22 protein-coding genes are annotated in these 24692 nt (G+C 38.0%); 6 read left to right on the top strand and 16 right to left on the bottom strand.

Going from position 1 to position 24692, the window contains the following annotated elements:
- Positions 1-8 precede the first annotated feature (8 nt).
- Together rraB and ACXPAV_RS11050 are read right to left on the bottom strand one after the other, a co-directional pair.
- Positions 9-407 carry a ribonuclease E inhibitor RraB gene (gene rraB / locus ACXPAV_RS11055; protein WP_065231546.1) on the bottom strand — a complete coding sequence of 133 codons (399 nt, stop codon included), beginning with the start codon at positions 405-407 and terminating at the stop codon, positions 9-11.
- A gap of 71 nt (positions 408-478) precedes the next feature.
- Positions 479-835, bottom strand: coding sequence for a DUF4870 family protein (locus tag ACXPAV_RS11050; protein ID WP_021462147.1), 357 nt, complete (start codon positions 833-835; stop codon positions 479-481).
- 248 nt (positions 836-1083) lie between these two features.
- Here ACXPAV_RS11050 and adhE point away from each other — a divergent pair, with 248 nt between their 5' ends.
- Positions 1084-3699: a bifunctional acetaldehyde-CoA/alcohol dehydrogenase gene (gene adhE, locus ACXPAV_RS11045; RefSeq protein WP_458003488.1), complete on the top strand. Its 2616-nt coding sequence runs from the start codon at positions 1084-1086 to the stop codon at positions 3697-3699.
- A 371-nt stretch (positions 3700-4070) separates the two neighbouring features.
- Here adhE and ACXPAV_RS11040 read toward each other — a convergent pair whose 3' ends face one another.
- The gene (locus ACXPAV_RS11040) at positions 4071-4751 is read right to left on the bottom strand and encodes an IS256 family transposase, variant Zn-binding type (protein WP_458004429.1); all 681 of its coding nucleotides are present in this window, start codon (positions 4749-4751) and stop codon (positions 4071-4073) included.
- 280 nt (positions 4752-5031) lie between these two features.
- Positions 5032-6048: a class II fructose-bisphosphatase gene (gene glpX, locus ACXPAV_RS11035; protein WP_458003487.1), complete on the bottom strand. Its 1017-nt coding sequence runs from the start codon at positions 6046-6048 to the stop codon at positions 5032-5034.
- Positions 6049-6215: 167 nt separating this feature from the next.
- Between glpX and zapB the strand changes: the two genes are divergently transcribed.
- Positions 6216-6455, top strand: coding sequence for a cell division protein ZapB (gene zapB / locus ACXPAV_RS11030; RefSeq protein ID WP_039172829.1), 240 nt, complete (start codon positions 6216-6218; stop codon positions 6453-6455).
- Positions 6456-6620: 165 nt separating this feature from the next.
- Here the strand turns inward: zapB and ACXPAV_RS11025 are convergent, their stop codons facing one another.
- Positions 6621-6899: a hypothetical protein gene (locus tag ACXPAV_RS11025; protein WP_458003486.1), complete on the bottom strand. Its 279-nt coding sequence runs from the start codon at positions 6897-6899 to the stop codon at positions 6621-6623.
- 75 nt (positions 6900-6974) lie between these two features.
- Positions 6975-7199, bottom strand: coding sequence for a hypothetical protein (locus ACXPAV_RS11020; protein ID WP_458003485.1), 225 nt, complete (start codon positions 7197-7199; stop codon positions 6975-6977).
- A gap of 518 nt (positions 7200-7717) precedes the next feature.
- Between ACXPAV_RS11020 and ACXPAV_RS11015 the strand changes: the two genes are divergently transcribed.
- Complete coding sequence (locus tag ACXPAV_RS11015; RefSeq protein ID WP_458004428.1) at positions 7718-8032, top strand: transposase; 315 nt, start codon at positions 7718-7720, stop codon at positions 8030-8032.
- A 5-nt stretch (positions 8033-8037) separates the two neighbouring features.
- Positions 8038-8640, top strand: coding sequence for an IS256 family transposase, variant Zn-binding type (locus ACXPAV_RS11010; RefSeq protein ID WP_458003484.1), 603 nt, complete (start codon positions 8038-8040; stop codon positions 8638-8640).
- A gap of 91 nt (positions 8641-8731) precedes the next feature.
- Here ACXPAV_RS11010 and rpoC read toward each other — a convergent pair whose 3' ends face one another.
- From rpoC to ACXPAV_RS10960, 10 genes are all read right to left on the bottom strand, one after another.
- Positions 8732-12961, bottom strand: a complete 4230-nt coding sequence (gene rpoC / locus ACXPAV_RS11005; RefSeq protein WP_458003483.1) for a DNA-directed RNA polymerase subunit beta' — start codon at positions 12959-12961, stop codon at positions 8732-8734.
- A gap of 73 nt (positions 12962-13034) precedes the next feature.
- Complete coding sequence (gene rpoB, locus ACXPAV_RS11000) at positions 13035-17072, bottom strand: DNA-directed RNA polymerase subunit beta (protein ID WP_039172822.1); 4038 nt, start codon at positions 17070-17072, stop codon at positions 13035-13037.
- Between the two features lie 248 nt (positions 17073-17320).
- Positions 17321-17692 carry a 50S ribosomal protein L7/L12 gene (gene rplL / locus ACXPAV_RS10995; protein ID WP_458003482.1) on the bottom strand — a complete coding sequence of 124 codons (372 nt, stop codon included), beginning with the start codon at positions 17690-17692 and terminating at the stop codon, positions 17321-17323.
- 52 nt (positions 17693-17744) lie between these two features.
- Positions 17745-18242 carry a 50S ribosomal protein L10 gene (gene rplJ / locus ACXPAV_RS10990; RefSeq protein ID WP_013746164.1) on the bottom strand — a complete coding sequence of 166 codons (498 nt, stop codon included), beginning with the start codon at positions 18240-18242 and terminating at the stop codon, positions 17745-17747.
- Between the two features lie 258 nt (positions 18243-18500).
- Entirely contained in the window at positions 18501-19190 is a 690-nt protein-coding gene (gene rplA, locus ACXPAV_RS10985) for a 50S ribosomal protein L1 (RefSeq protein ID WP_458003481.1), read from the bottom strand.
- A 3-nt stretch (positions 19191-19193) separates the two neighbouring features.
- Positions 19194-19622: a 50S ribosomal protein L11 gene (gene rplK, locus ACXPAV_RS10980; protein WP_458003480.1), complete on the bottom strand. Its 429-nt coding sequence runs from the start codon at positions 19620-19622 to the stop codon at positions 19194-19196.
- A 107-nt stretch (positions 19623-19729) separates the two neighbouring features.
- Positions 19730-20281, bottom strand: a complete 552-nt coding sequence (gene nusG / locus ACXPAV_RS10975) for a transcription termination/antitermination protein NusG (RefSeq protein ID WP_039133699.1) — start codon at positions 20279-20281, stop codon at positions 19730-19732.
- Positions 20282-20283: 2 nt separating this feature from the next.
- Complete coding sequence (gene secE, locus ACXPAV_RS10970) at positions 20284-20700, bottom strand: preprotein translocase subunit SecE (RefSeq protein ID WP_458003479.1); 417 nt, start codon at positions 20698-20700, stop codon at positions 20284-20286.
- A gap of 143 nt (positions 20701-20843) precedes the next feature.
- A complete protein-coding gene (locus tag ACXPAV_RS10965) occupies positions 20844-21311 on the bottom strand; it encodes a threonine/serine exporter family protein (protein WP_039133705.1) in 468 nt (155 codons plus the stop codon).
- A gap of 1 nt (position 21312) precedes the next feature.
- The gene (locus tag ACXPAV_RS10960; RefSeq protein ID WP_039133707.1) at positions 21313-22089 is read right to left on the bottom strand and encodes a threonine/serine exporter family protein; all 777 of its coding nucleotides are present in this window, start codon (positions 22087-22089) and stop codon (positions 21313-21315) included.
- A 199-nt stretch (positions 22090-22288) separates the two neighbouring features.
- Here ACXPAV_RS10960 and ACXPAV_RS10955 point away from each other — a divergent pair, with 199 nt between their 5' ends.
- A complete protein-coding gene (locus tag ACXPAV_RS10955; RefSeq protein WP_065231276.1) occupies positions 22289-23485 on the top strand; it encodes a sugar transporter in 1197 nt (398 codons plus the stop codon).
- Between the two features lie 105 nt (positions 23486-23590).
- Positions 23591-24685 (top strand): glutamate 5-kinase, encoded by a 1095-nt coding sequence (gene proB, locus ACXPAV_RS10950; protein WP_458003478.1) that lies wholly within the window; start codon positions 23591-23593, stop codon positions 24683-24685.
- Positions 24686-24692: the final 7 nt, after the last annotated feature.

The following is a 24692-nucleotide window of genomic DNA, read 5'->3' as shown; positions in this document are numbered from 1 at the left end:
CCCTATCATTAATCTTCGTCAAAAAATTCACCGTCATTACCATACTCATCTTCATTGGCATTAGGATCTTCAAAATAGGTTCCCCAACCGTCATAAACACCTTGATGTTTCTTTATTAACGGCAACAATTCATTTTGCTGTGCATCGATCAGTTCTGCTTTTAATTCAATTTCACTAATAATATCAAAGCAATAGACTTCTCCACCATCCTCATTTTCAAACTCTTCCGCTTCGGAGACTTCATAACCGAGTTTAAATGCATCCAATGCAATTTTTTCTAGCTTGTCAAAATCGTGGTGAGAAATATGATGCTCAATAATATAAAGTGCATTCGGATCGCTGCCGTCATTTAGCAAATCATCGATAATTTCACGGGTTTCTTGTTGCAGTGCTGTCAATGCTGACATAATGCTTGCCTCTTGTAATGTTGGAAAGACTTTATTCTATGGGCTATCGTAACGTTAAACAAGTCAAGCACTTAAAATAACCACGTTTTTTCATTAATGATAGCCTGATCACGATTTAGCAGACGCAATCCTTTGATGGAACGCACCAGCAACCAGATCGCCCAGCCAATAAAGAGAATATAACCAATCATCACTAAACATAGCACCGTACAGATAATGGCATACAACAGACCAATCCAAAATGTGCGGATTTGATAATTAAAATGGCTTTCCAAATAGGTGCCACGAACATCATCACGAAAAACATAAGCAATCACGATCGCGACAATGCTTAAAAAAGTGATCAAAAACGATGCGATATAAAGCCAATAACCTATCATCGCCCATTTTTTTGTATCATTCATTTTATAAATTGTCGGTTCCATCATTATTTGCGCTCCTATTATTGAACATAATCAATCACTAATATAAAACGAAAAAATCGAAAGATCACATAATTTTTCTTGATTAATCAAGAATTTCAAACCTATTTCAAACAACTTTTAAATCACTTTAACATTTAGCTAACAGCGAAATTGAGCTAGATCAGGTTATCTGCCGATACCCCAAAAAAGGTAACTTCAAATAGTTATAATTTTATTAGTTAAAATAATTTTTAATTTTTGGGAGAAATCTTATGAGTAAAACATCCGAAGTGGTGGTAAGTCCTGCTCAGGCAGAAGTGGATCAACTCGTCGCCAATGGCTTAGCCGCCTTGGAAGAGTTCCGTCAGCTTAATCAGCAACAAGTTGATTATATCGTTGCGAAGGCTTCTGTCGCAGCGTTGGATCAACACGGCGTGTTGGCAATGCACGCCTATGAAGAAACCGGTCGAGGCGTATTTGAAGACAAAGCAACAAAAAATCTGTTTGCTTGTGAATATGTTGTAAACAATATGCGTCATTTGAAAACCGTTGGTGTCATTAGTGAAGATGATGTTACTGGTATTACAGAAATTGCCGATCCAGTTGGAGTAATTTGTGGTATTACACCAACCACAAACCCAACTTCTACTGCAATTTTTAAAGCATTAATTTCCTTAAAAACTCGTAACCCAATTGTTTTCGCATTTCATCCATCTGCTCAACAAAGTTCCGCTCACGCCGCACGCGTTGTTTATGAAGCGGCTGTTGCTGCCGGTGCACCGAAAAACTGTATTCAATGGATTGAAACACCATCTATGGAAGGTACACAAGCATTAATGAAACATCCCGGTATTGCCACTATTCTAGCCACCGGTGGTAATGCAATGGTGGAAGCCGCTTATTCCTGTGGTAAGCCGGCTTTAGGTGTTGGAGCCGGAAACGTTCCTGCTTATGTGGAAAAAAGTGCAAATTTAAAACAGGCAGTACACGACATTGTGATGTCAAAATCGTTTGATAACGGAATGATCTGTGCCAGTGAACAGGCAGCGATTGTTGACAAAGAAATTTATGATGATTTTATTAAAGAGATGCAATCTTACGGCGTTTATCTCGTTAATAAAAAAGAGAAAGCATTACTTGAAGAGTTTATCTTCGGTGCAAAAGCCAACAGCAGCAGCTGTTCTATGGCAAAACTCAATGCCGCTGTAGTTGGTAAACCGGCAGCGTGGATTGCAGAGCAGGCAGGATTCAGCGTACCGGCAAATACCAATATTTTGTTGGCAGAATGTAAAGAAGTGGGAGTGAAAGAACCATTAACTCGAGAAAAACTCTCACCAGTATTAGCTTTATTGAAAGCAGAAAGCACAGAAGATGGTTTAACAAAATCCGAACAAATGGTTGAATTTCACGGTTTAGGGCATTCCGCCGCCATTCACACTTCCGATGCGGAATTGGCAAAAGTATTCGGTGAACGTGTCAAAGCCATTCGTGTAATTTGGAATTCCCCTTCAACTTTTGGCGGTATCGGTGATGTCTATAACTCGTTCCTACCTTCATTGACCTTAGGCTGTGGTTCTTACGGTAAAAATTCTGTGGGCAACAATGTCAGCGCAGTGAATTTATTAAATATCAAACGGGTAGGAAGACGGAGAAATAATATGCAGTGGTTCAAAGTGCCTTCAAAAATCTATTTTGAACGTGATTCAATCCAATATTTACAATCAATGAAAGGCGTTGAACGTGTCGTTATCGTTACCGATCGTGTAATGGTTGATCTTGGTTTTGTAGAGAAAATCGCCAAACAACTCACAATGCGAGGGGATCACGTCACTTATCAACTTTTCGCCGATGTTGAGCCGGATCCGAGCATTGCAACCGTACGCCGTGGTGTTGAGTTATTGCGTAATTTCCAACCGGATACCATTATTGCCCTAGGCGGTGGTTCAGCTATGGATGCAGCTAAAGTAATGTGGTTATTCTATGAACAGCCTGAAGTTGATTTCCGCGATTTAGTACAGAAATTTATGGATATTCGCAAACGTGCCTTTAAATTCCCACAATTGGGACGTAAAGCTAAATTTATCGGCATTCCAACCACATCAGGTACTGGTTCTGAAGTAACACCTTTTGCTGTCATTAGCGAAGGCGATAAAAAATATCCAATTGCTGACTACTCATTAACTCCGACTATTGCTATTGTCGATCCGGCATTAACAATGACTGTACCTGCACACGTTGCCGCAGATTCTGGTTATGATGTGTTAGTTCACGCAACAGAAGCTTATGTATCTACTTTAGCTAACGATTTCACTGACGGTCTAGCATTGCAAGCGATTAAACTAGTCTTTGAATTTTTAGAACGCTCTGTGAAAAACGGTGCAAGCGATCCAGAAGCACGCGAAAGAATGCATAATGCATCAACTATTGCCGGAATGGCTTTTGCCAATGCGTTCTTAGGGATGACCCACTCTTTAGCTCACAAAGTAGGTGGTCGCTTCCACACACCACACGGCAGAACTAATGCCATTTTGATGCCTTACGTGATTCGTTATAACGGCACTCGCCCTACTAAAACAGCGACTTGGCCAAAATATAATTACTACAAAGCGGATGTGAAATATCAGGAAATCGCTAGAATGTTAGGCTTACCTTGTTCAACACCTGAAGAAGCGGTGGAAGCCTATGCCAACGCGTGTAAAGAGTTAGGGCAAAAAGTCGGCATTAAGATGTCATTCAAAGAGCAGGGCATCAATGAACAAGAGTTTATGGAAGCGCGCCGTGATTTAGCTTTATTGGCGTTTGAAGATCAATGTTCACCGGCAAATCCTCGCTTACCGATGGTTGAAGATATGATTGAGATTTTAACCAAATCTTATTATGGTGAATAACACCAATTAATAAAAATCCCCGTAACCAACGGGGATTTTCCAATGATTTAAAATCCTTACAACAGTGAGGATTTTTAGGCATAGTAGACAAAATTGTTGCTGATCTATCAAAAACTATGCCATGTGGACAATTTTGTTGCTAATATTTATTTTTCAAAATATTAGCAACTCTTTTTATTTAAAAAATCCTTTATAAACATAATCTTATGCTATTTTGTTAAGCCATTATGATTATTTAATTGACGTTTTAGATGTTTAAATAATCCTTCAATCCTATTTGTCGTCTTTTCAATATTTATTTCAGTATACTTTTCAAAAGAGAATAAATAATTCATATACCATTTTAAACTGGCATAAGCGCCTCTTATGTTTCAATGCTTATATGGGAAATAGCCTTTTTCATTCGCTTTTTCACTTCGTTCTTTTAAAAAAATCTCGTGCTTTAAATACCATGTATGTAAGCGAAGATAAAATTCATTTTTTGTGCTTTCTGTTATTGTTTTAGTAATAATTTTTAATTCCTTACCTGCTGATGATTGATGTTTTTTTCTTAATTTTCTCATTACAATAGCTATCATATGAAATTGACACATCTGTACCGGAGTATTAAAAAGATCTTTCATTAATCCTCTTCTCCCATCACAAGTAATAGCTTGAATTATATAGCCTTTTTCTCTTAGTCGATTTAATGCTAATTTGTAATAAATATCCTTTTCTGTTCGTATAAAGTGATAACAAACTACCTTATTTGTTTTTGAATCCATCAGCACTAAAACACCAAAATAGCGACCAAAAAAGGTGGTATCCATAATAATGTTCAGGTATCGATTTTGAGGTAATTTTAAGGGTGTTTTGGGGGATTTATCTATATATCTTTGAATGGTTCTAACGGAACAATGATATTTAATTGCAAGTTGTTGATAAGTTTGTTTTCCACAAGTGTAATCAGACCAAATTTTTATTGGCTCTAATTTCTTTTTGAACGTAAATGTTTTATGGCATTGGTGACAAAAATAACGTTGAAAATTATTTAATTTGCCATGTTTCTTTATTTCTGCACTTTGGCAAAATGGGCAGTTTTTTATTCATATTTCAAAAAGAGGGCTTAAAGCCTTGTACTATAAGGCTTTAAGCCACTTTTTAGCAACAATTTTGTCTACTATGCCATTTAGTATTCTTCTAATACTGATGCAAAAATACCGAATAGAGTAATCTGTTCGGTATTTTTTTATTTTGCTAAGCAGTAAGATAAGAGAGAATTTATTGATTGTAAAATAAACAAACCCCATCAGAATAATCTAATGGGCCAATAAATTTTACATCTTATCCAGGTTATGCATTGATCAAACGATAAATTTCAGGATCTTTGCGATCTAAATAATGGAATGATTGAATGCGGCGGATCGTACGTGAATGTCCACGAATAAGCAAAGTTTCAGTGGTAGCAACATCGCCTTTACGGTGAACCCCTTTTAATAAGTCGCCGTGTGTAATACCGGTGGCAGAGAGAATCAAATTATCGTCACGAACGAGCTGATCCAATGTGAGAACTTTATTTACTTCTACGCCCATTTCTTGACAACGACGACGTTCACTTTCTGCAAAAGCTCGATTTTCTTCGCTGTCACCTTTCACTACTTCCCTTGTTAATAGACGTGCTTGAATATCACCCCCTAATGCGCGGATGCCGGCAGCAGCCACCACCCCTTCCGGCGCTCCGCCGATACAATACATCATATCTACACCAGTATCCGGCAAACAGCATAAGAGTGCAGCGGCAACATCACCATCAGAAATAGCTAATACTTTCACGCCAAGTTGTTGCATTTTATAAATTACGGTTTGATGGCGAGGTTTATCAAGCGTTACAACGGTAAGTTGAGAAAGTAGTTTCCCCATTTTAGACGCAACACGTCGTAGATTTTGTTCTAATGGAAGATTGAGATCAATCATTCCTTTCACTTCAGGACCAACTACCAATTTTTCCATATACATATCTGGAGCGCGTAAAAAAGTCTCTTTACCACCGGCAGCCAACACAGAAATAGCATTTGCTTGTCCCATTGCCACCATACGAGTTCCCTCAATAGGATCGACTGCAATCGCAATTTCTTCTTCATTACCTCCTTTGCCTAATTTTTCACCGATATAGAGCATAGGGGCTTCATCAATTTCACCTTCACCAATTACGATCTCGCCGTTCATCTCAATTTGATTCAACATTGTGCGCATTGCTTTTACTGCGGCTGCATCAGCTGCATTTTTATCACCACGCCCTAACCAGGCAAAGCCTGCAAGTGCAGCTGCTTCTGTAACACGAGAAAATTCGATAGCCAATGCTCTTTTCATATACTTTCCTTATTGAGTTAACTAAAAAATTGCCTAATTCTAGCACCTAGCAAACGTTTGCTTAAATAATTTATTGAAGTTTTTTTAATTTAGATGAAATGCGGTGCTATCTAGGATAGAATGTTATCCATTCTGATGTATTGGATAACAAATGAGGAATAATAATTATGTCTTTAGAAATTTTAGATCAACTTGAATCCAAAATTAAACAAGCAGTTGAAACTATTCAACTACTGCAAATGGAAATTGAAGAATTGAAAGAGCAAAAGGCAAATGTCGAACAAGCGAATCAAACTCTTCAATCTGAAAAAGATCAACTTAATGCTGAAAATCAGCAATTAAAAGAAGAGCAACAACGTTGGCAAGAACGTTTACGCTCATTAATTGGTCAAATTGAGAATGTTTAATTTATTCTGCTAATTATTCATTTTCGTCGCCCCACAATCTGATTTGGCTTGTGGGGTTTTTAGTATGTAGGGGAATGAAACTTTTAAGTTTTTGAATAACTATATTGAATTTTACTTTGTATTCCATTAATTGTAGATGAAAACATTAAATCGTCTTAAGTTCTATTATTTTCCAACCAATTTATTTTGTAGATGAGCAATTTGATTACGTTGATTATCTTGAATTAATTCGATTTTTTTTCGCAATGCATCTATAGTCTCTTTAGTTCTAAAATCCTCTTCAGTGCAATTGTTTCTAAGAGAGGTATTACTTAAATCAGATGCTGATATTTTGTGTTCTTTAAGCATAATACGCTGATTATTAGCTAAATTTATTACTATATTTTTACCGGTACAATCTCTAATAAGATCAATTAACTGTTCATTTACTTCCGTGACAATCAATTTATTGGGTTGATTTTCTTCCTCTGCTGGTAGATCAAAGATAGCAAAGCAAGGTTTGCTAGGTACTGCTTTGTGCTAAAATTGGTGAATAACTACATCTATATTTTCATTTTTACTACTGATAATCAGATTATTGCCTTGCCTGAATAATATGATATCTTCAGGTGTTTTCTTGGTGATATCATCTATTACAGAATATTCTTCTCCAATAATAGCCATTTCTATATATCTACCATCTTCTATTACTTTTAATAAATTAATCTGTTGTTTGGGATATTTCTTAGCTAATATTAAACTCATTCAGATAATATCCTTTATTCTGAAATTATTGATTAAGTACTTTGTATATAAATAGATAGATCTTGATTTTTCTAGCTATACTATTAACTTAATAGTATAGGTATCTCATATTACCTAAAGGAACTTATCTAGTCAAAAAATCATCATTAATTTATTTTGTATAAATTATATTTAATTGTATTAATTATTAAAAAAACTAAAAATATTTTTAGTAATTTAAAAATAATGTGCTTTTTTGATATTTTTATTAAATGCTATTTAATTCTATGTTTTATATGAAGTAATTAAATTATAGTCTGTAGAAAATATCAGAATTTATTAACTTTATGTTACATTTCAATAGTTTTTTTTATATGAAATAAATAGAATTTAACTATTAATATGGAGCTATTGTATAATTAAGACCATTTACAAGTGATGGTAGAAAATAAAGAGTTGGCATAGTAGACAAAATTGTTGCTAAAAAGTGGCTTAAAGCCTTATAGTACAAGGCTTTAAGCCCTCTTTTTGAAATATGAATAAAAAACTGCCCATTTTGCCAAAGTGCAGAAATAAAGAAACATGGCAAATTAAATAATTTTCAACGTTATTTTTGTCACCAATGCCATAAAACATTTACGTTCAAAAAGAAATTAGAGCCAATAAAAATTTGGTCTGATTACACTAGTGGAAAACAAACCTATCAACAACTTGCAATTAAATATCATTGTTCCGTTAGAACCATTCAAAGATATATAGATAAATCCCCCAAAACGCCATTAAAATTACCTCAAAATCGATACTTGAACATTATTATGGACACCACTTTTTTGGTCGTTATTTTGGCGTTTTAGTGCTGATGGATTCAAAAACAAATAAGGTAGTTTGTTATCACTTTATACGAACAGAAAAGGATATTTATTACAAATTAGCATTAAATCGACTAAGAGAAAAAGGCTATATAATTCAAGCTATTACTTGTGATGGGAGAAGAGGATTAATGAAAGATCTTTTTAATACTCCGGTACAGATGTGTCAATTTCATATGATAGCTATTGTAATGAGAAAATTAAGAAAAAAACATCAATCATCAGCAGGTAAGGAATTAAAAATTATCACTAAAACAATAACAGAAAGCACAAAAAATGAATTTTATCTTCGCTTACATATATGGTATTTAAAGCACGAGATTTTTTTAAAAGAACGAAGTGAAAAAGCGAATGAAAAAGGCTATTTCCCATATAAGCATCGAAACATAAGAGGCGCTTATGCCAGTTTAAAATGGTATATGAATTATTTATTCTCTTTTGAAAAGTATACTGAAATAAATATTGAAAAGACGACAAATAGGATTGAAGGATTATTTAAACATCTAAAACGTCAATTAAATAATCATAATGGCTTAACAAAACAGCATAAGATTATGTTTATAAAGGATTTTTTAAATAAAAAGAGTTGCTAATATTTTGAAAAATAAATATTAGCAACAAAATTGTCCACATGGCATAGTTTTTGATAGATCAGCAACAATTTTGTCTACTATGCCTACTAAATTAATCCTCTACCATATTTAACATTTCTGCTAAGTTCGCTGTTGCTTCTTCCGCAGTAATAGTAGCAGGTTCTTCTATTACCAATTCATTGTTATTATTAGCTGTTGCAGCACGTTTTTTCGCTTTGCTTTGGTGATAAGCAAAACCCGTTCCAGCAGGAATTAAACGTCCAACAATCACGTTTTCTTTTAAGCCACGTAGCTCATCACGTTTACCGGCAACCGCTGCTTCGGTAAGAACACGCGTCGTTTCTTGGAATGATGCCGCAGAAATAAAGGATTCTGTTGCCAATGATGCTTTAGTGATACCAAGCAATTCACGTTGGAATTCCACTAATGGTTTACCTTCTTCCGCACGTTTACGATTCACTACTTTCACACGAGCCACTTCAACCTGTTCTCCTTCAAGGAATTCAGAATCATATGGATTTGTGATGATGCATTTACGTAACATTTGGCGCACAATAACTTCAATATGTTTATCGTTAATTTTTACCCCTTGTAAGCGGTAAACATCTTGAACTTCATTAACGATATATTCAGTAACGGCACGCACGCCTCTTAAGCGTAGAATATCGTGTGGAGATTCCGGACCATCAGAAATAATATCACCGCGTTGAACCATTTCACCTTCAAACACGTTAAGTTGACGCCATTTAGGAATCATCTCTTCGTGTGCTTCGCCCTCACTCGGTGTGATTACCAAACGGCGTTTACCTTTGGTTTCTTTACCGAATGAAACAACCCCAGAAATTTCTGCAAGGATTGCCGGCTCTTTAGGTTTACGTGCTTCAAACAAATCTGCAACACGTGGAAGACCACCGGTAATATCTTTAGTACCTGATGATTCTTGTGGAATACGTGCTAAAGAATCCCCGATATTCACTTCAGCATTGTCATCTAATGTCACAATGGCTTTACCCGGTAGGAAGTATTGTGCAGCCACTTCCGTTCCCGGAATTAAGACATCATTGCCTTGAGCATCCACTAATTTTAATGCCGGACGAAGGTCCTTACCTGCTGTCGCTCGTTCACCAACATCTTGAACGACAATAGAAGACAAACCGGTCAATTCATCAGTTTGACGAGTTACGGTTAGACCATCAATGATATCAACAAACTTCACAAAACCTTGTGCTTCCGAAACAACCGGCATAGTGTGTGGATCCCAGTTAGCTACAGTTTCACCGGCGGTGACTTCCTCACCATTCGCTTTGTTTAAAACTGAACCGTATGGCAATTTATAATGCTCTTTAGTACGTCCGAAAGTATCGATCACTGTTAATTCGGTATTACGTGAAGTAATCACCAATTTACCTTCGTGATTAGTCACGAATTTCGCATTGGTTAAACGGATAGTACCGGTATTTTTAACTTGGATACTTGATTCTTTAGCTGCCGCAGATGCCGCACCACCAATATGGAAAGTACGCATTGTCAACTGTGTACCCGGCTCACCGATAGATTGTGCCGCGATAACACCTATTGCTTCACCTTGGTTAATTAAGTGACCGCGTGCAAGATCACGCCCATAACATTTCGCACAAACACCAAAATCAGTATCACAAGTTACAACAGAACGCACTTTAATGCTGTCTACAGAGTATTTATCAATCACTTCACACCATTTTTCATCTAATAGTGTATTACGAGGGATTAATACTTCTTCTGTACCCGGTTGCAACACATCTTCTGCTGTTACACGTCCCAATACTAACTCTTTCAAACTGACTTTTTCATCACCACCTTCAATTAATGGGGTCATCACGATACCTTCGTGAGTACCACAATCATCTTCAACAACGACTAAATCTTGTGCCACATCAACCAAACGACGAGTCAAATAACCTGAGTTTGCTGTTTTTAATGCAGTATCTGCCAAACCTTTACGCGCACCGTGTGTTGAAATAAAGTACTGCAATACGTTCAAACCTTCACGGAAGTTTGCCGTAATCGGTGTTTCAATGATCGAGCCGTCCGGACGAGCCATCAAACCACGCATACCGGCAAGCTGACGAATCTGAGCCGCAGAACCACGAGCACCCGAATCAGCCATCATAAAGATACTGTTAAATGATGCTTGTTTTTCTAACTCTCCTTGACGATTGACTACTTCTTCTGTTGAAAGGTTTTCCATCATCGCTTTCGCAACACGTTCGTTAGCTGCCGCCCAAATATCAATCACTTTGTTGTAACGTTCACCGGCAGTTACCAAACCTGAGTTAAATTGTTCTTGAATTTCAGCAACTTCTTCTTCGGCAGAAGAGATAATTTCATATTTCTTCTCCGGAATAACCATATCGTCAATACCAACTGATGAACCTGAGCGTGCCGCATAAGCAAAACCAGTATACATAATTTGGTCAGCAAAGATCACACTGTCTTTCATTCCCAAACGGCGATAACTTTCGTTGATCAATTTAGAAATTTGTTTCTTACCTAATGTTTGATTAAATAAGCTAAATGGCATACCTTTCGGAGCAATCATCCATAAAATAGCTCGACCGACTGTGGTATCTGTCAATGTGGTTTTTGCTTCAAATTCACCGTTTTCATTCTTTTCATATTCAGTTATACGAACTTTTACACGAGAGTGAAGTTCAGCACGCCCAGTACAATACGCTTTTTCAGCTTCGCGTGGATCTTGCAACAACATTCCTTCGCCTTTACCGTTCACTTTTTCGCGGGTCATATAATAAAGCCCCAACACCACGTCTTGTGACGGAACGATAATCGGATCACCGTTTGCTGGCGATAAAATGTTATTGGTAGACATCATTAACGCACGCGCTTCTAACTGCGCTTCCAACGTTAATGGTACGTGCACCGCCATTTGGTCACCATCGAAGTCCGCATTGAACGCCGCACATACTAATGGATGTAATTGAATCGCTTTACCTTCAATCAAAATCGGCTCAAATGCCTGAATACCTAAACGGTGCAAAGTCGGAGCACGGTTTAGAAGGATTGGATGTTCGCGAATAACTTCCGCCAAAATATCCCAAACAATCGCATCTTCACGTTCAACCATTTTCTTAGCTGCTTTAATGGTTGATGCCAAACCACGACTTTCTAATTTTGAATAAATAAATGGACGGAATAATTCCAATGCCATTTTTTTCGGTAAACCGCATTGATGTAAATGTAAGTATGGCCCCACTGTAATTACAGAACGACCGGAATAGTCAACACGTTTACCCAATAAGTTCTGACGGAAACGACCTTGTTTACCTTTGATCATATCCGCTAATGATTTTAATGGACGTTTATTTGAACCTGTGATTGCTCGACCGCGACGACCATTGTCCAACAACGCATCAACAGATTCTTGCAACATACGCTTTTCATTACGTACGATGATATCTGGTGCAATAAGATCTAATAAACGTTTTAAACGATTGTTACGGTTGATCACTCGGCGATATAAATCATTCAAATCAGATGTCGCAAAACGACCACCATCGAGCGGTACTAACGGACGTAAATCCGGTGGCAATACCGGCAACACGGTCAACACCATCCATTCCGGTTTGTTGCCAGATTGAATAAATGCTTCCAATAATTTCAAACGTTTAGTAATTTTTTTACGTTTCGTCTCTGAATTGGTTTCTTGTAACTCTTCACGTAAAGTTTCACATTGGTGTTCAAGATCCATATCACGAAGTAAGGCTTGAATTGCTTCTGCCCCCATCTTCGCTTCAAATTCATCGCCCCAACGCTCTTCAGCTTCTAAAAATTGTTCTTCAGTAAGCAATTGACCTTTTTCTAAATCGGTCATTCCAGCTTCAATAACAATATATGATTCAAAATAAAGCACACGTTCAATATCACGCAACGGCATATCCAATAATAAACCGATACGGGATGGCAAAGATTTCAAGAACCAAATATGTGCAACAGGTGAAGCTAATTCAATATGCCCCATACGTTCACGACGAACTTTAGCTTGAGTAACTTCAACACCACATTTTTCACAAATCACACCACGATGTTTTAAACGTTTATATTTTCCGCATAAACATTCGTAGTCTTTGACCGGCCCGAAAATACGCGCACAGAATAGACCGTCACGTTCCGGTTTAAAAGTACGGTAATTGATTGTTTCCGGTTTTTTTACTTCTCCATATGACCACGAACGAATCATATCAGGCGAAGCCAAACCGATTTTGATCACATCAAAATCTTCTCTTGATTTAGATTGTGTTTTTAAAAACTTAACTAAGTCTTTCACAGATTTGCTCCCATCGGAGTTAAACTTAATTCAAGTGCGGCTTATACCGCACTTGGGCTAATTTTGAACTTGATTATTCAGTTTGTTCGTCGTCCAAATCAATATTAATTGCCAAAGAACGAATTTCTTTAAGCAATACATTAAATGATTCAGGCATACTCGGATCCATTTGGTGAGTACCATCAACAATATTTTTATACATCTTGGTACGACCGTTCACGTCATCCGATTTAACTGTTAACATCTCTTGTAAGGTGTATGCAGCACCATATGCTTCTAATGCCCAAACTTCCATTTCCCCGAAACGTTGACCACCGAATTGTGCCTTACCTCCAAGAGGTTGTTGCGTAACAAGACTATAAGAACCGGTTGAACGAGCGTGCATCTTATCGTCAACTAAGTGATTCAATTTGAGCATATACATATAACCTACTGTTACTGGACGTTCAAATTTCTCACCAGTACGACCATCATAAAGCGTAATTTGTCCAGAGGTCGGTAATCCAGCTAATTCCAACAAGCCTTTAATTTCTTTCTCTTCTGCACCATCAAACACCGGTGTTGCAAGAGGTAAGCCTTTACGCAAGTTTTGTGCCAAACGCATCACTTCTTCATCAGTAAAGGTACTGAGATCAACTTTTTGGCAAGCATCACCTAGGTCATACGCTTTTTGAATATATTCACGTAATTTGGCAACTTCCTGTTTTTCTTTGATCATACGGTTAATTTGATCACCAATACCTTTCGCTGCAAATCCTAAGTGAGTTTCCAAGATCTGACCGATATTCATACGAGATGGTACCCCTAATGGGTTTAACACGATATCCACTGGTTGTCCATTCTCATCATATGGCATATCTTCGATTGGATTAATCTTAGAAATAACCCCTTTATTACCGTGACGACCTGCCATTTTATCACCCGGCTGAATTTGACGTTTCACTGCAAGGTATACTTTAACGACTTTCAACACACCCGGTGCAAGATCATCACCTTGGATAATCTTATTACGTTTAACCTCTAATTTATGATCAAATTCTTTGCGTAACTCATCCAACTGTTCGGAAAGCTGTTCTAACTGAGCTTGTTTCTCTTCATCCGCAAGAGATTGCTCAAGCCATTTCATACGATTCATCTGTTCAAGCTTATCCGCACTAAATCCGTTCGCTAACAACAAATTACGGACACGGGTAAATAAACCAGCTTCAAGAATATCCAATTCCGCAGTTAAATCTTTCTTCGCTTGTTTTAACTGCATCTCTTCAATTTCTAACGCACGTTTATCTTTTTCTACGCCATCGCGTGTAAACACTTGAACATCAATAACAGTACCTGTTGTACTGTTCGGTACACGTAATGAAGAATCTTTTACATCAGATGCTTTTTCACCGAAGATAGCACGTAATAATTTTTCTTCAGGAGTAAGTTGTGTTTCACCTTTTGGTGTAACTTTACCCACTAGAATATCTCCGCCTTTTACTTCCGCACCGATATAAACGATCCCAGATTCATCTAGCTTACTTAATGCAGCCTCCCCGACATTCGGAATATCCGCAGTGATTTCTTCCGCACCTAATTTAGTATCACGAGCAATACAGGAAAGTTCCTGAATATGAATAGTAGTGAAACGATCTTCCTGAACCACACGCTCAGAAACTAACATTGAATCTTCAAAGTTATAACCGTTCCAAGGCATAAACGCCACGCGCATATTCTGCCCTAACGCCAATTCACCTAAGTCAGTCGACGGACCATCTGCTAACACCTCGCCGCGTCCAATAGGTTCACCTAAAGAGACACAAGGCACTTGGTTAATACAGGTATTTTGGTTTGAACGGGTATATTTAGTTAAATTATAAATATCAATACCTGCTTCACCCGGAATGGTTTCATCTTCATTCACTTTAACCACGATACGAGAAGCATCAATGTATTGAATATAACCACCACGTTTAGCAACCACTGTTACCCCGGAATCCACCGCAACCGCTTTTTCAATACCGGTACCGACTAACGGTTTATCGGATCTTAATGTAGGCACTGCTTGACGTTGCATGTTCGCTCCCATCAAAGCACGGTTCGCATCATCGTGCTCTAGGAACGGGATCAACGCTGCCGCAACAGATACGATCTGTTGAGTTGAAATATCCATATATTGGATCTCTTCCGGACGATATAAACCGGATTCACCATGCTCACCACGTGCAGTAACGAAAGTATCGGTAAAGCGGAAATTTTCATCTAAATTAGAGTTTGCCTGCGCAATAACATAATTACCTTCTTCAATTGCAGACAAATATTCAATTTCTTCAGTTACCTGACCATTAACCACTTTACGATACGGAGTTTCTAAGAAACCGTAATCATTGGTTCGCGCATAAACAGATAATGAGTTAATCAACCCGATATTCGGCCCTTCAGGAGTTTCAATTGGACATACACGACCATAGTGAGTTGCGTGAACATCACGCACTTCAAAACCTGCACGCTCACGGGTTAAACCACCCGGCCCTAATGCAGAAATACGACGCTTATGCGTTACTTCTGAAAGTGGGTTATTTTGATCCATAAACTGAGAAAGTTGTGATGAACCGAAAAATTCTTTAACTGCAGCTGAAATTGGTTTTGCATTGATTAGATCCTGTGGTGTCACAGAATCAAGATCACCCAATGAAAGGCGCTCTTTAACCGCACGTTCAACACGAACTAAGCCAATACGGAATTGGTTTTCCGCCATTTCTCCCACTGAGCGAATACGACGATTTCCTAAATGATCAATATCATCCACTTCACCTCGACCATTACGAATGTCGATTAATTTCTTCATTACTAGGATAATATCTTCTTTACTTAGAATACCTGTACCTTCACCTTCAGGAATATCTAAAGAACGATTAAATTTCATACGTCCGACAGCAGAAAGATCGTAACGATCTGGTGAGAAGAATAGATTATCAAATAATCCTTCTGCTGCTTCTTTTGTTGGTGGCTCACCCGGACGCATCATACGATAAATTTCAACTAAAGCACTAAGACGATCATAAGATGGATCCACTCTTAATGTTTCTGAAATATATGGACCGTAATCAAGATCATTTGTGAATAGTGTTTCAATTGTGTTATAACCAGCTTGGCTTAAATTCGCCAATAATTCTAAACTTAATTCTGTATTTGCTGGACAGATAATATCGCCTGTTGTTAAATCCACATAATCTTTGGCAGCAACTTTACCAACAATGTATTCTGCTGGTACAACGACCTGAGTAACACCATCTTTTTCTAATTGACGAATATGGCGTGCTGTAATACGACGACCACGTTCAACATAAATTTTACCATTAGCTTCGATGTCAAATGTTGCAGTTTCACCACGCAATCTATCCGGAACTAAGGTCATTAATAATTGATTATCTTTGATTTCAAATACAATTTTTTCGAAGAATAAATTTAAAATTTCTTCGGTTGTATAACCTAATGCACGCAAGATAATTGTTGCCGGTAATTTACGGCGACGGTCAATACGCGCAAACAGATTATCTTTTGGATCAAATTCAAAATCTAACCACGAACCACGATAAGGAATAATTCGTGCGTTATATAAAATTTTTCCTGAAGAATGTGTTTTACCTTTGTCGCTATCAAAGAATACTCCCGGACTACGGTGTAACTGAGAAACAATAACACGCTCTGTTCCATTGATCACAAATGTACCATTATCGGTCATCAATGGAATTTCACCCATATACACATCTTGTTCTTTTATATCTTTTACTGTACCGGGTGCGGCATCTTTATCATAGCTGACAAGGCGTAGTTTCACACGTAATGGCGCTGCATAAGTTGTGCCTCGAATTTGGCATTCTCTAACATCAAATACAGGCTCACCTAACTTATAATCTACATATTGCAACTCAGTATTGCCATTATTGCTTACAATTGGAAATACTGAACGGAATGCAGCCTCTAAACCTTGCTGACCTTCAGGATCTTTCTGGATAAACTTCTCGAAAGAATCTATTTGGATAGTTAATAAATAAGGGATATTTAGAACTTGCGGACGTTTGCCGAAGTCTTTACGAATACGTTTTTTCTCGGTATAGGAGTAAACCATAGGTTCCTCTGCTTGCTGTTCAGACCCACAATCCACACACTCTCGCTGTATTATACAAGGTGGCAGTGTAAAATTGATACCGTTAGGATTGTTTTATATAAAAACAATAACTTAAATTCCGTCATAACTGACTTCATTTTTACTAAAACTACGAGAGTTAAACGGTAATTTCTCATAGTTTCTGAAAGGCACAAAATGGCTGATGATAAAATCACCAGCCATTTTTGCTAAAAATCAAATAATATCAATTATTTAATTTCAACTTTTGCACCAGCATCTTCTAATTCTTTCTTAAGTGCTTCTGCTTCTGCTTTAGCAATGCCTTCTTTCAAGGTTGCTGGTGCAGATTCAACTAAATCTTTAGCTTCTTTTAATCCTAAGCCAGTTGCGCTACGAACTGCTTTGATTACTGCAACTTTATTTGCGCCAGCTTCTGCTAATACAACATCAAATTCAGTTTTTTCTTCTGCTGTCGCTGCGTCACCGCCTGCTGCTACTGCTACTGCTGCTGCCGCTGCAGAAACACCGAATTTTTCTTCCATTGCAGAAATAAGTTCTACAATTTCCATTACTGATTTTTCAGCAATTGCTTCAATGATTTGTTCGTTAGTTAATGACATAACAATCGTTTCCTAAAATAAGTAAAAGTTTTAAACCAATAAACTGCTAATATTAAGCAGCTTCTTTTTGATCGCGAATCGCCGCAATAGTACGTACAAGTTTTCCAGCCGCAGCTTCTTTCATTGTACCCATCAAACGTGCAATTGCTTCTTCGTATGTTGGTAGAGTTGCTAGACGATCGATAGCTTTTGCTTCGATGAACTCACCTTCAAAGGCTGCGCCTTTAATTTCGAACTTATCGTTTGCTTTAGCAAATTCTTTGAACAAACGTGCTGCAGCACCTGGATGTTCGTTAGAGAATGCGATAAGAGTCGGACCTTTAAACGTATCTTTCATGCATTCAAATGCGCTACCTTCTACGGCACGACGTAATAAAGTATTACGTACAACACGCATATACACGCCAGCTTCACGAGCTGATTTACGTAATTCAGTCATTTTGTCTACTGTTACACCGCGAGAATCGGCAACAACAGCAGATAACGCACCCTTGGCAACTTCGCTTACTTCAGCAACAACTGCTTGTTTATCTTGAAGATTTAATGCCATTGGCTTTTAGCTCCTGAAATACATCAATCTAGTTTCCTAGACATAAAAAACCCTATCTGACAACTTAACAGAAAGGGACGAATTTCGGTGCCAGAAGCAGAAAAATTCTTATCTGTACACCATCTACGTAGGATAATTAAGAAATTTCTTTCCCCTACGGTCTTGGATGAGGCTTGAATAGGTCAAGCACCAACCAGAATCTTACTAAAAAGTTAAGGTCGTAGATTATAGATATAACCTACGACAAAGTAAAGCAAATTATAAACTGCTTTGATCGATTTCAACACCAGCACCCATAGTAGTTGAAAGGCTCACTTTTTTGATGTAAACACCTTTCGCTGTGCTTGGTTTTGCTTTATTTAATGCAGCCAACAACGCTTCCAAGTTTTCTTTGATTTGATCAACTTCAAAGTTTACTTTACCGATAGTTGTGTGGATGATACCGTTTTTATCATTACGGTAACGAACCTGACCGGATTTTGCATTCTTAACAGCTTCTGCAACATTAGGGGTTACAGTACCCACTTTAGGGTTTGGCATTAAACCACGTGGACCAAGGATCTGACCTAATTGACCAACAACACGCATTGCATCCGGAGAAGCAATAACCACATCGAAGTTCATTTCGCCTTTTTTCACTTGATCTGCTAAATCTTCCATACCTACTAAATCAGCGCCAGCTTCTTTAGCTGCTTCAGCATTTGCACCCTGTGTAAATACTGCAACACGCACAGAACGACCTGTTCCGTGTGGCAATACAGTTGCACCACGAACGTTTTGATCTGACTTACGCGCATCAATACCTAAATTTACAGCTACATCAACACTTTCAACAAATTTAGCTGTTGCCAATTGTTTTAATAAAGCAACCGCTTCGTTAATTTCGTACGCTTTAGTTGAATCTACTGCTGCTTTGATCGCTTTCATACGTTTGGTTAGTTTAGCCATTGATTAGTCCTCCACTACCAAACCCATTGAACGTGCAGTACCTTCAATAGATTTCATCTTAGTTTCAATTGTTGCACCCGTCATATCCGCTGCTTTAGTTTCAGCAATTTCACGGATTTGTGCTTGAGTTACTTTACCCACTTTATCTTTGTTCGGTTTACCTGAACCAGATTTAATACCAGCTGCTTTTTTCAATAATACTGCTGCCGGAGGAGTTTTAGTGATAAAAGTAAAAGAACGGTCTGCATAAACAGTAATAACAACAGGAATCGGTAAACCTTTTTCTAAGCTTTCAGTACGCGCGTTGAATGCTTTACAGAATTCCATAATATTCACACCTTGTTGACCTAATGCTGGACCAACTGGTGGTGAAGGGTTAGCCATACCTGCTGCAACTTGCAACTTAACGTAGGCTTGAACTTTCTTTGCCATTTTAATTTCCTCGTTATGGGTGATAACGCTTTTCAGCTCCCCGTTGTTTCAAAAGCTCGCTATTCTAAATAAAGAAATAGCGTTTTTCAAGTAAATCAGTTAAAAAATTAGCTCAATTTTTCAACTTGACTAAAATCCAATTCGACAGGTGTTGCTCGACCGAAAATAGAAACGGACACTTTCAAGCGGCTCTTTTCATAGTCCACTTCTTCTACTGTTCCATTAAAGTCGGCAAATGGTCCTTCTTTAACACGCACCTCTTCTCCAGGCTGGAACATTGTTTTTGGTCTTGGTTTATCGCTGCTCTGCTCTAAACGATTTAGGATCATTTCTGCTTCACGGTTGGAAATTGGTGCTGGATTATCCGGTGTTCCACCAATAAATCCCATCACTCTAGGGACACTACGTACTAAATGCCAAGTATCATCATTCATTACCATTTGAACCAATACATAGCCCGGGAAAAATTTTCTTTCACTCTTTCTGCGTTTTCCACCCACATTTTCAACAACTTCTTCAGTTGGAACTAACACTTCACCGAACAGCTCTTCCATATTGTGCAACTTAATATATTCACGCAATACAGTTGCAACACGTGATTCAAAACCTGAAAACGCCTGCAACACATACCAACGTTTTTGTGTTGTATTTTCACTCATAATTAGAACCTCAAGTTGGTGATAAAGTTAATCAAAGAAACAATGATCGAATCTAATCCCCACAAAATTAAAGAAACGACTACTGTTACTCCCATTACGATTAACGTAGTTTGCGTTGCTTCTTGGCGAGTAGGCCAAATAATTTTTCTTAACTCAATGCGAGATTCTTTTAAAAATGTTCTTGCAATAGTTCCCTGATTAGTGATTGCCGCAACGAATAATGCCAACAACAAGAGCACAACCATTGCCGGAACACGCACAACAGAAGAGAATTGATCACCAAAATAGATATTACCGACCGCTGCAATAAGAACTAATATCACACAGCTAATCCATAATGTGCTATTAAGCCCTTTGCTTTTCACTCCATCCTCTACCGAGGATGCAGATGCTTTCTTTTTCTCGATTTCTACACTCATTCTAAACCCACTAAAACCTAATAACTAACTTATAGGGAGATTTTTTAAGCTCGCAATTCTAGCATTTTATTGCCAGTTTTCATACAAAAATTATTTGTTGTTTTAATTTTTGCTCAATCACACCATAAAAGCGCATTCTATCTTTAAACCACCGGTTTTCTGCGGTAGAAGAGTTGTCCTGGCAGTGCCAAACCAAATACCAACGCTGCAAGAATAAAACCGGTTTTAATGAAATATTCCAATGCCTGTGCCAATAACGCTTCGCTATAGCTGTAATGGTGAATTTGCACAATCGCAATCATTGCTTTATAAGCATAAACACCGGGAATCATCGGAATAATAGCAGCAACAGTAAACACTTTCGGATGAGCCAAAAAACGTTGTGAAAGATAAACTCCAATAAAACCGATCAATGCTGCCGCAAAAAATGTGCTGAAAACTACTGGAACATCACAATAATTCACCAAAACAGTTCTAAAACAATGCCCCAATGCACCTAGAGTAGCACAATATTTCAAAGCCTTAGGAGGTACATTAAAAATTAAAGCAAAACCGACCGCCGGTATCGCAGCAAAAAAAAGATCATCTAGCAATGTTAATAAAATATCCATTTTACCCCCAAGCATTAATATGCAGAAACGCTAATGCAAACACGATACCAATACAAGCTCCGAATGTCAGTACTGTCGCAACTGCCCAACGACTGATTCCCATACTGACATATCCTTTTAATACATCTGAAAGTGAATTAATTAATGGAAAACCGGGAACCAATAATAATACACTCGATGCTAAAGCAATTTCAGGAGCGTTTCCTAGATGATGAAGTAATGCTTGACCGGAAATACAGGAAGCCACAAAAGCGGTTACCGAGAAGTTAATTAACGGATTATAATGACGTTTACCAATCTCCTGTCTGACAAACATTGCCACTGCAGAAGCCCAAAAAGTAATAAAAGAGATCATTACATCACCTCCAGCCAATCTAGCAAAACTGGCACAGGACAATCCCACCATTAACACGACAAACCAGCGATTATATTTCAGTGGTTTTACTTGTTCTAATTTCTTATGTACTTGATATATACCATAAATTTTATGTTCAGCCGCAATTATTATGCGCTGAACCTGTGTCACTACCGCCATATTAATTCCGCTATCATAATTTCTTCTAGTAGTGGTAATACAATGATCCTGATAACGTGTAGTGACAACAATTGCATTCGGTGTTAAAGCACATTCAACGCTATCCATTCCCAAAGCCATTCCTAATCTAGTCGCAGCCTGATCGACTAAAATACTTTCTGCGCCATACTGCAACATTAACAATGCCGCTTTAGCGCAAAGTCGCGTTATCTCTTGCTGATCTTCTTGTGATAATTTAGCCATACTTTTTACCCTATAAATTTTGAGTCGCTATTATAAAAGAAACTTTCCTTAACAACACTTAACCCAGATCAAACCTTTTTAAAGCTACATTTTTCTACTCTGAATAAATGAAAAATCAGTATACGAAGTTTTCATTAAGTACTACTATTAGCCGACGCTCAGAAATACAATAAATAAAAAATAGGAACAGTTAATTTAGATGTTAGCCAAAAATGTTGTTCGCCGTATTGAATATACTCGTGTCATAGTCATGGCATTTGCCGCTTTTGTATTCAATACCACAGAATATATTCCTGTCGCGCTCTTGAGTGATATTGCCGACAGTTTTCATATGCCGGTTTCTGAAGTTGGCTTGATGATTACGGTATATGCTTGGATTGTGGCATTGATGTCATTGCCTTGTATGTTGATGACTTCAGCATTGGAGCGCCGCAGTTTGCTCGTTAAACTCTTTATTGTTTTTGTTGCCTGCCATATTTTATCCGCCTGCGCTTGGAACTATTGGATTTTGTTGCTTTCCCGAGCCGGCATCGCCCTAACTCATTCAATATTTTGGTCAATCACAGCTTCCTTAGTAATGCGTGTTGCACCACGAGATAAGCGCACTCAGGCATTAGGTTTATTGGAAATGGGTACAGCATTAGCAATGGTTCTTGGTTTACCACTGGGCAGAGTGATAGGGCAATGGTTAAGCTGGCGCACTACCTTCGCCATTATAGCCATCGCTGCGATAATCATTATGATCACTATTGCTAAATTACTTCCTCACCTGCCAAGTAAAAACGCGGGTTCAATCGAAAGTTTGCCAATATTAGCTCGCCGTCCAATGTTAATGGGTATTTATCTACTCACTGCCATTGTGATTGCCGCCCACTTCACGGCTTACAGCTACATTGAACCGTTTATGATACAAATCAGTCATATCTCTGACAATGTAGCAACAGCAGCATTATTAATTTTTGGGTTATCTGGCTTAGTCGCCAGTCTATTGTTTAACCTTTTTTATCATCTTAACCCAAATAAATTTCTACTCAGTTCGATGCTGATATTACTGCTGTCTCTCGCACTATTAAACCAAATCGGAACACATTCAACAGCGATATTTTTATTAGTATTTATATGGGGGATCGGCATCTCAGCTCTCGGTTTAGGTATGCAAATGCGTGTTCTACAACTGTCTCCCGATGCAACTGATGTAGCAACATCTATTTTTTCCGGTATCTATAATGTTGGTATTGGTGCAGGTGCGTTGATAGGCAATCAGGTAATGCACTATTTAGGACTGAGTTATATTGGCTCAATCGGTGCGCTCCTAGCCATTATTGCAGTACTCTGGTTTATCTTTATACAGCTCAAATTTGCACATACGTTAGTAAAAATACCGCATAAAAATTAGCGTGTCCGAAAACGTACCTCCTATATCTTAAACACGTTGACTTTTATTCGCTTTTTAAAGTATTTAATGCTAACTTAATCGCTTTCAAATCAATCACTCGTTATTATGAAAACTATTGTCTTAAAATTCGGTACCAGCGTACTGACTCAGGGCTCATCAAAACTGAATCGACCACATATGCTTGAAATCGTACGTCAATGTGCCACGCTACATCAGCAAGGCTATCGTCTTATTATTGTCACTTCCGGTGCAGTTGCTGCTGGTCGTTATTATCTTAATAATCCTCAATTACCAGCAACAATCGCCTCTAAACAGTTATTAGCTGCCGTTGGTCAAAGCCAGCTCATTCAAACTTGGGAACAACTGTTTCAAATTTATGATATTAAAATCGGGCAAATTCTGTTAACTCGTGCTGACTTTGAAGATCGTGAACGCTTTCTTAATGCACGCGATACACTAATGGCAATGTTAGAAAATCAGATTATCCCTGTAATCAATGAAAATGATGCCGTGGCAACAGCAGAAATTAAAGTCGGTGATAATGACAATCTCTCAGCATTAACTGCAATTTTAGCACACGCTGATCAGCTCTATTTATTAACCGACCAACAAGGTTTATTCAATTGCGACCCACGCAATAACCCAAATGCAAAACTGATTCCTGTTGTAGAGAAAATTACTGAAGATACCAAAGCAATTGCTGGAGGTAGCGTATCCGGCTTAGGTACGGGTGGAATGTCTACTAAAATTACCGCTGCCGATATTGCTACTCGTTCCGGTATCGAAACCATTATCGCACCTGGTGGACGTAAGAATGTGATTATTGATTTAGCCAATAATTTAGAAATCGGCACAAAATTTACAGTAGCGTCACATGGTATCGAAAGCCGTAAACAGTGGTTATTTGCCGCACCGATTACCGGTTATATAACGGTCGATAATGGTGCAGAGCAGGCATTGACGATACAACATAAATCATTACTACCGGCTGGGATTCGTATTGTTGAAGGTACTTTTTCTCGTGGGGAAGTGGTACTGTTACAAAACCAGCAGGGTAAAGCTTTAGCCAGAGCAATGGTGCGCTATAACAGCGATGCACTGCAACGTATTAAAGGACAACAATCAAGCAAAATTAACGATATTCTAGGTTATGAATATGGATCGGTAGTAGTGCATTGCGACGATCTGGTCTTATTATAAGGAGTGG

This window comes from Gallibacterium sp. ZY190522 (assembly GCF_054166015.1).
Note: the sequence above shows the minus strand (reverse complement) of the source record. Positions and strands in the feature narration are given on the sequence as shown.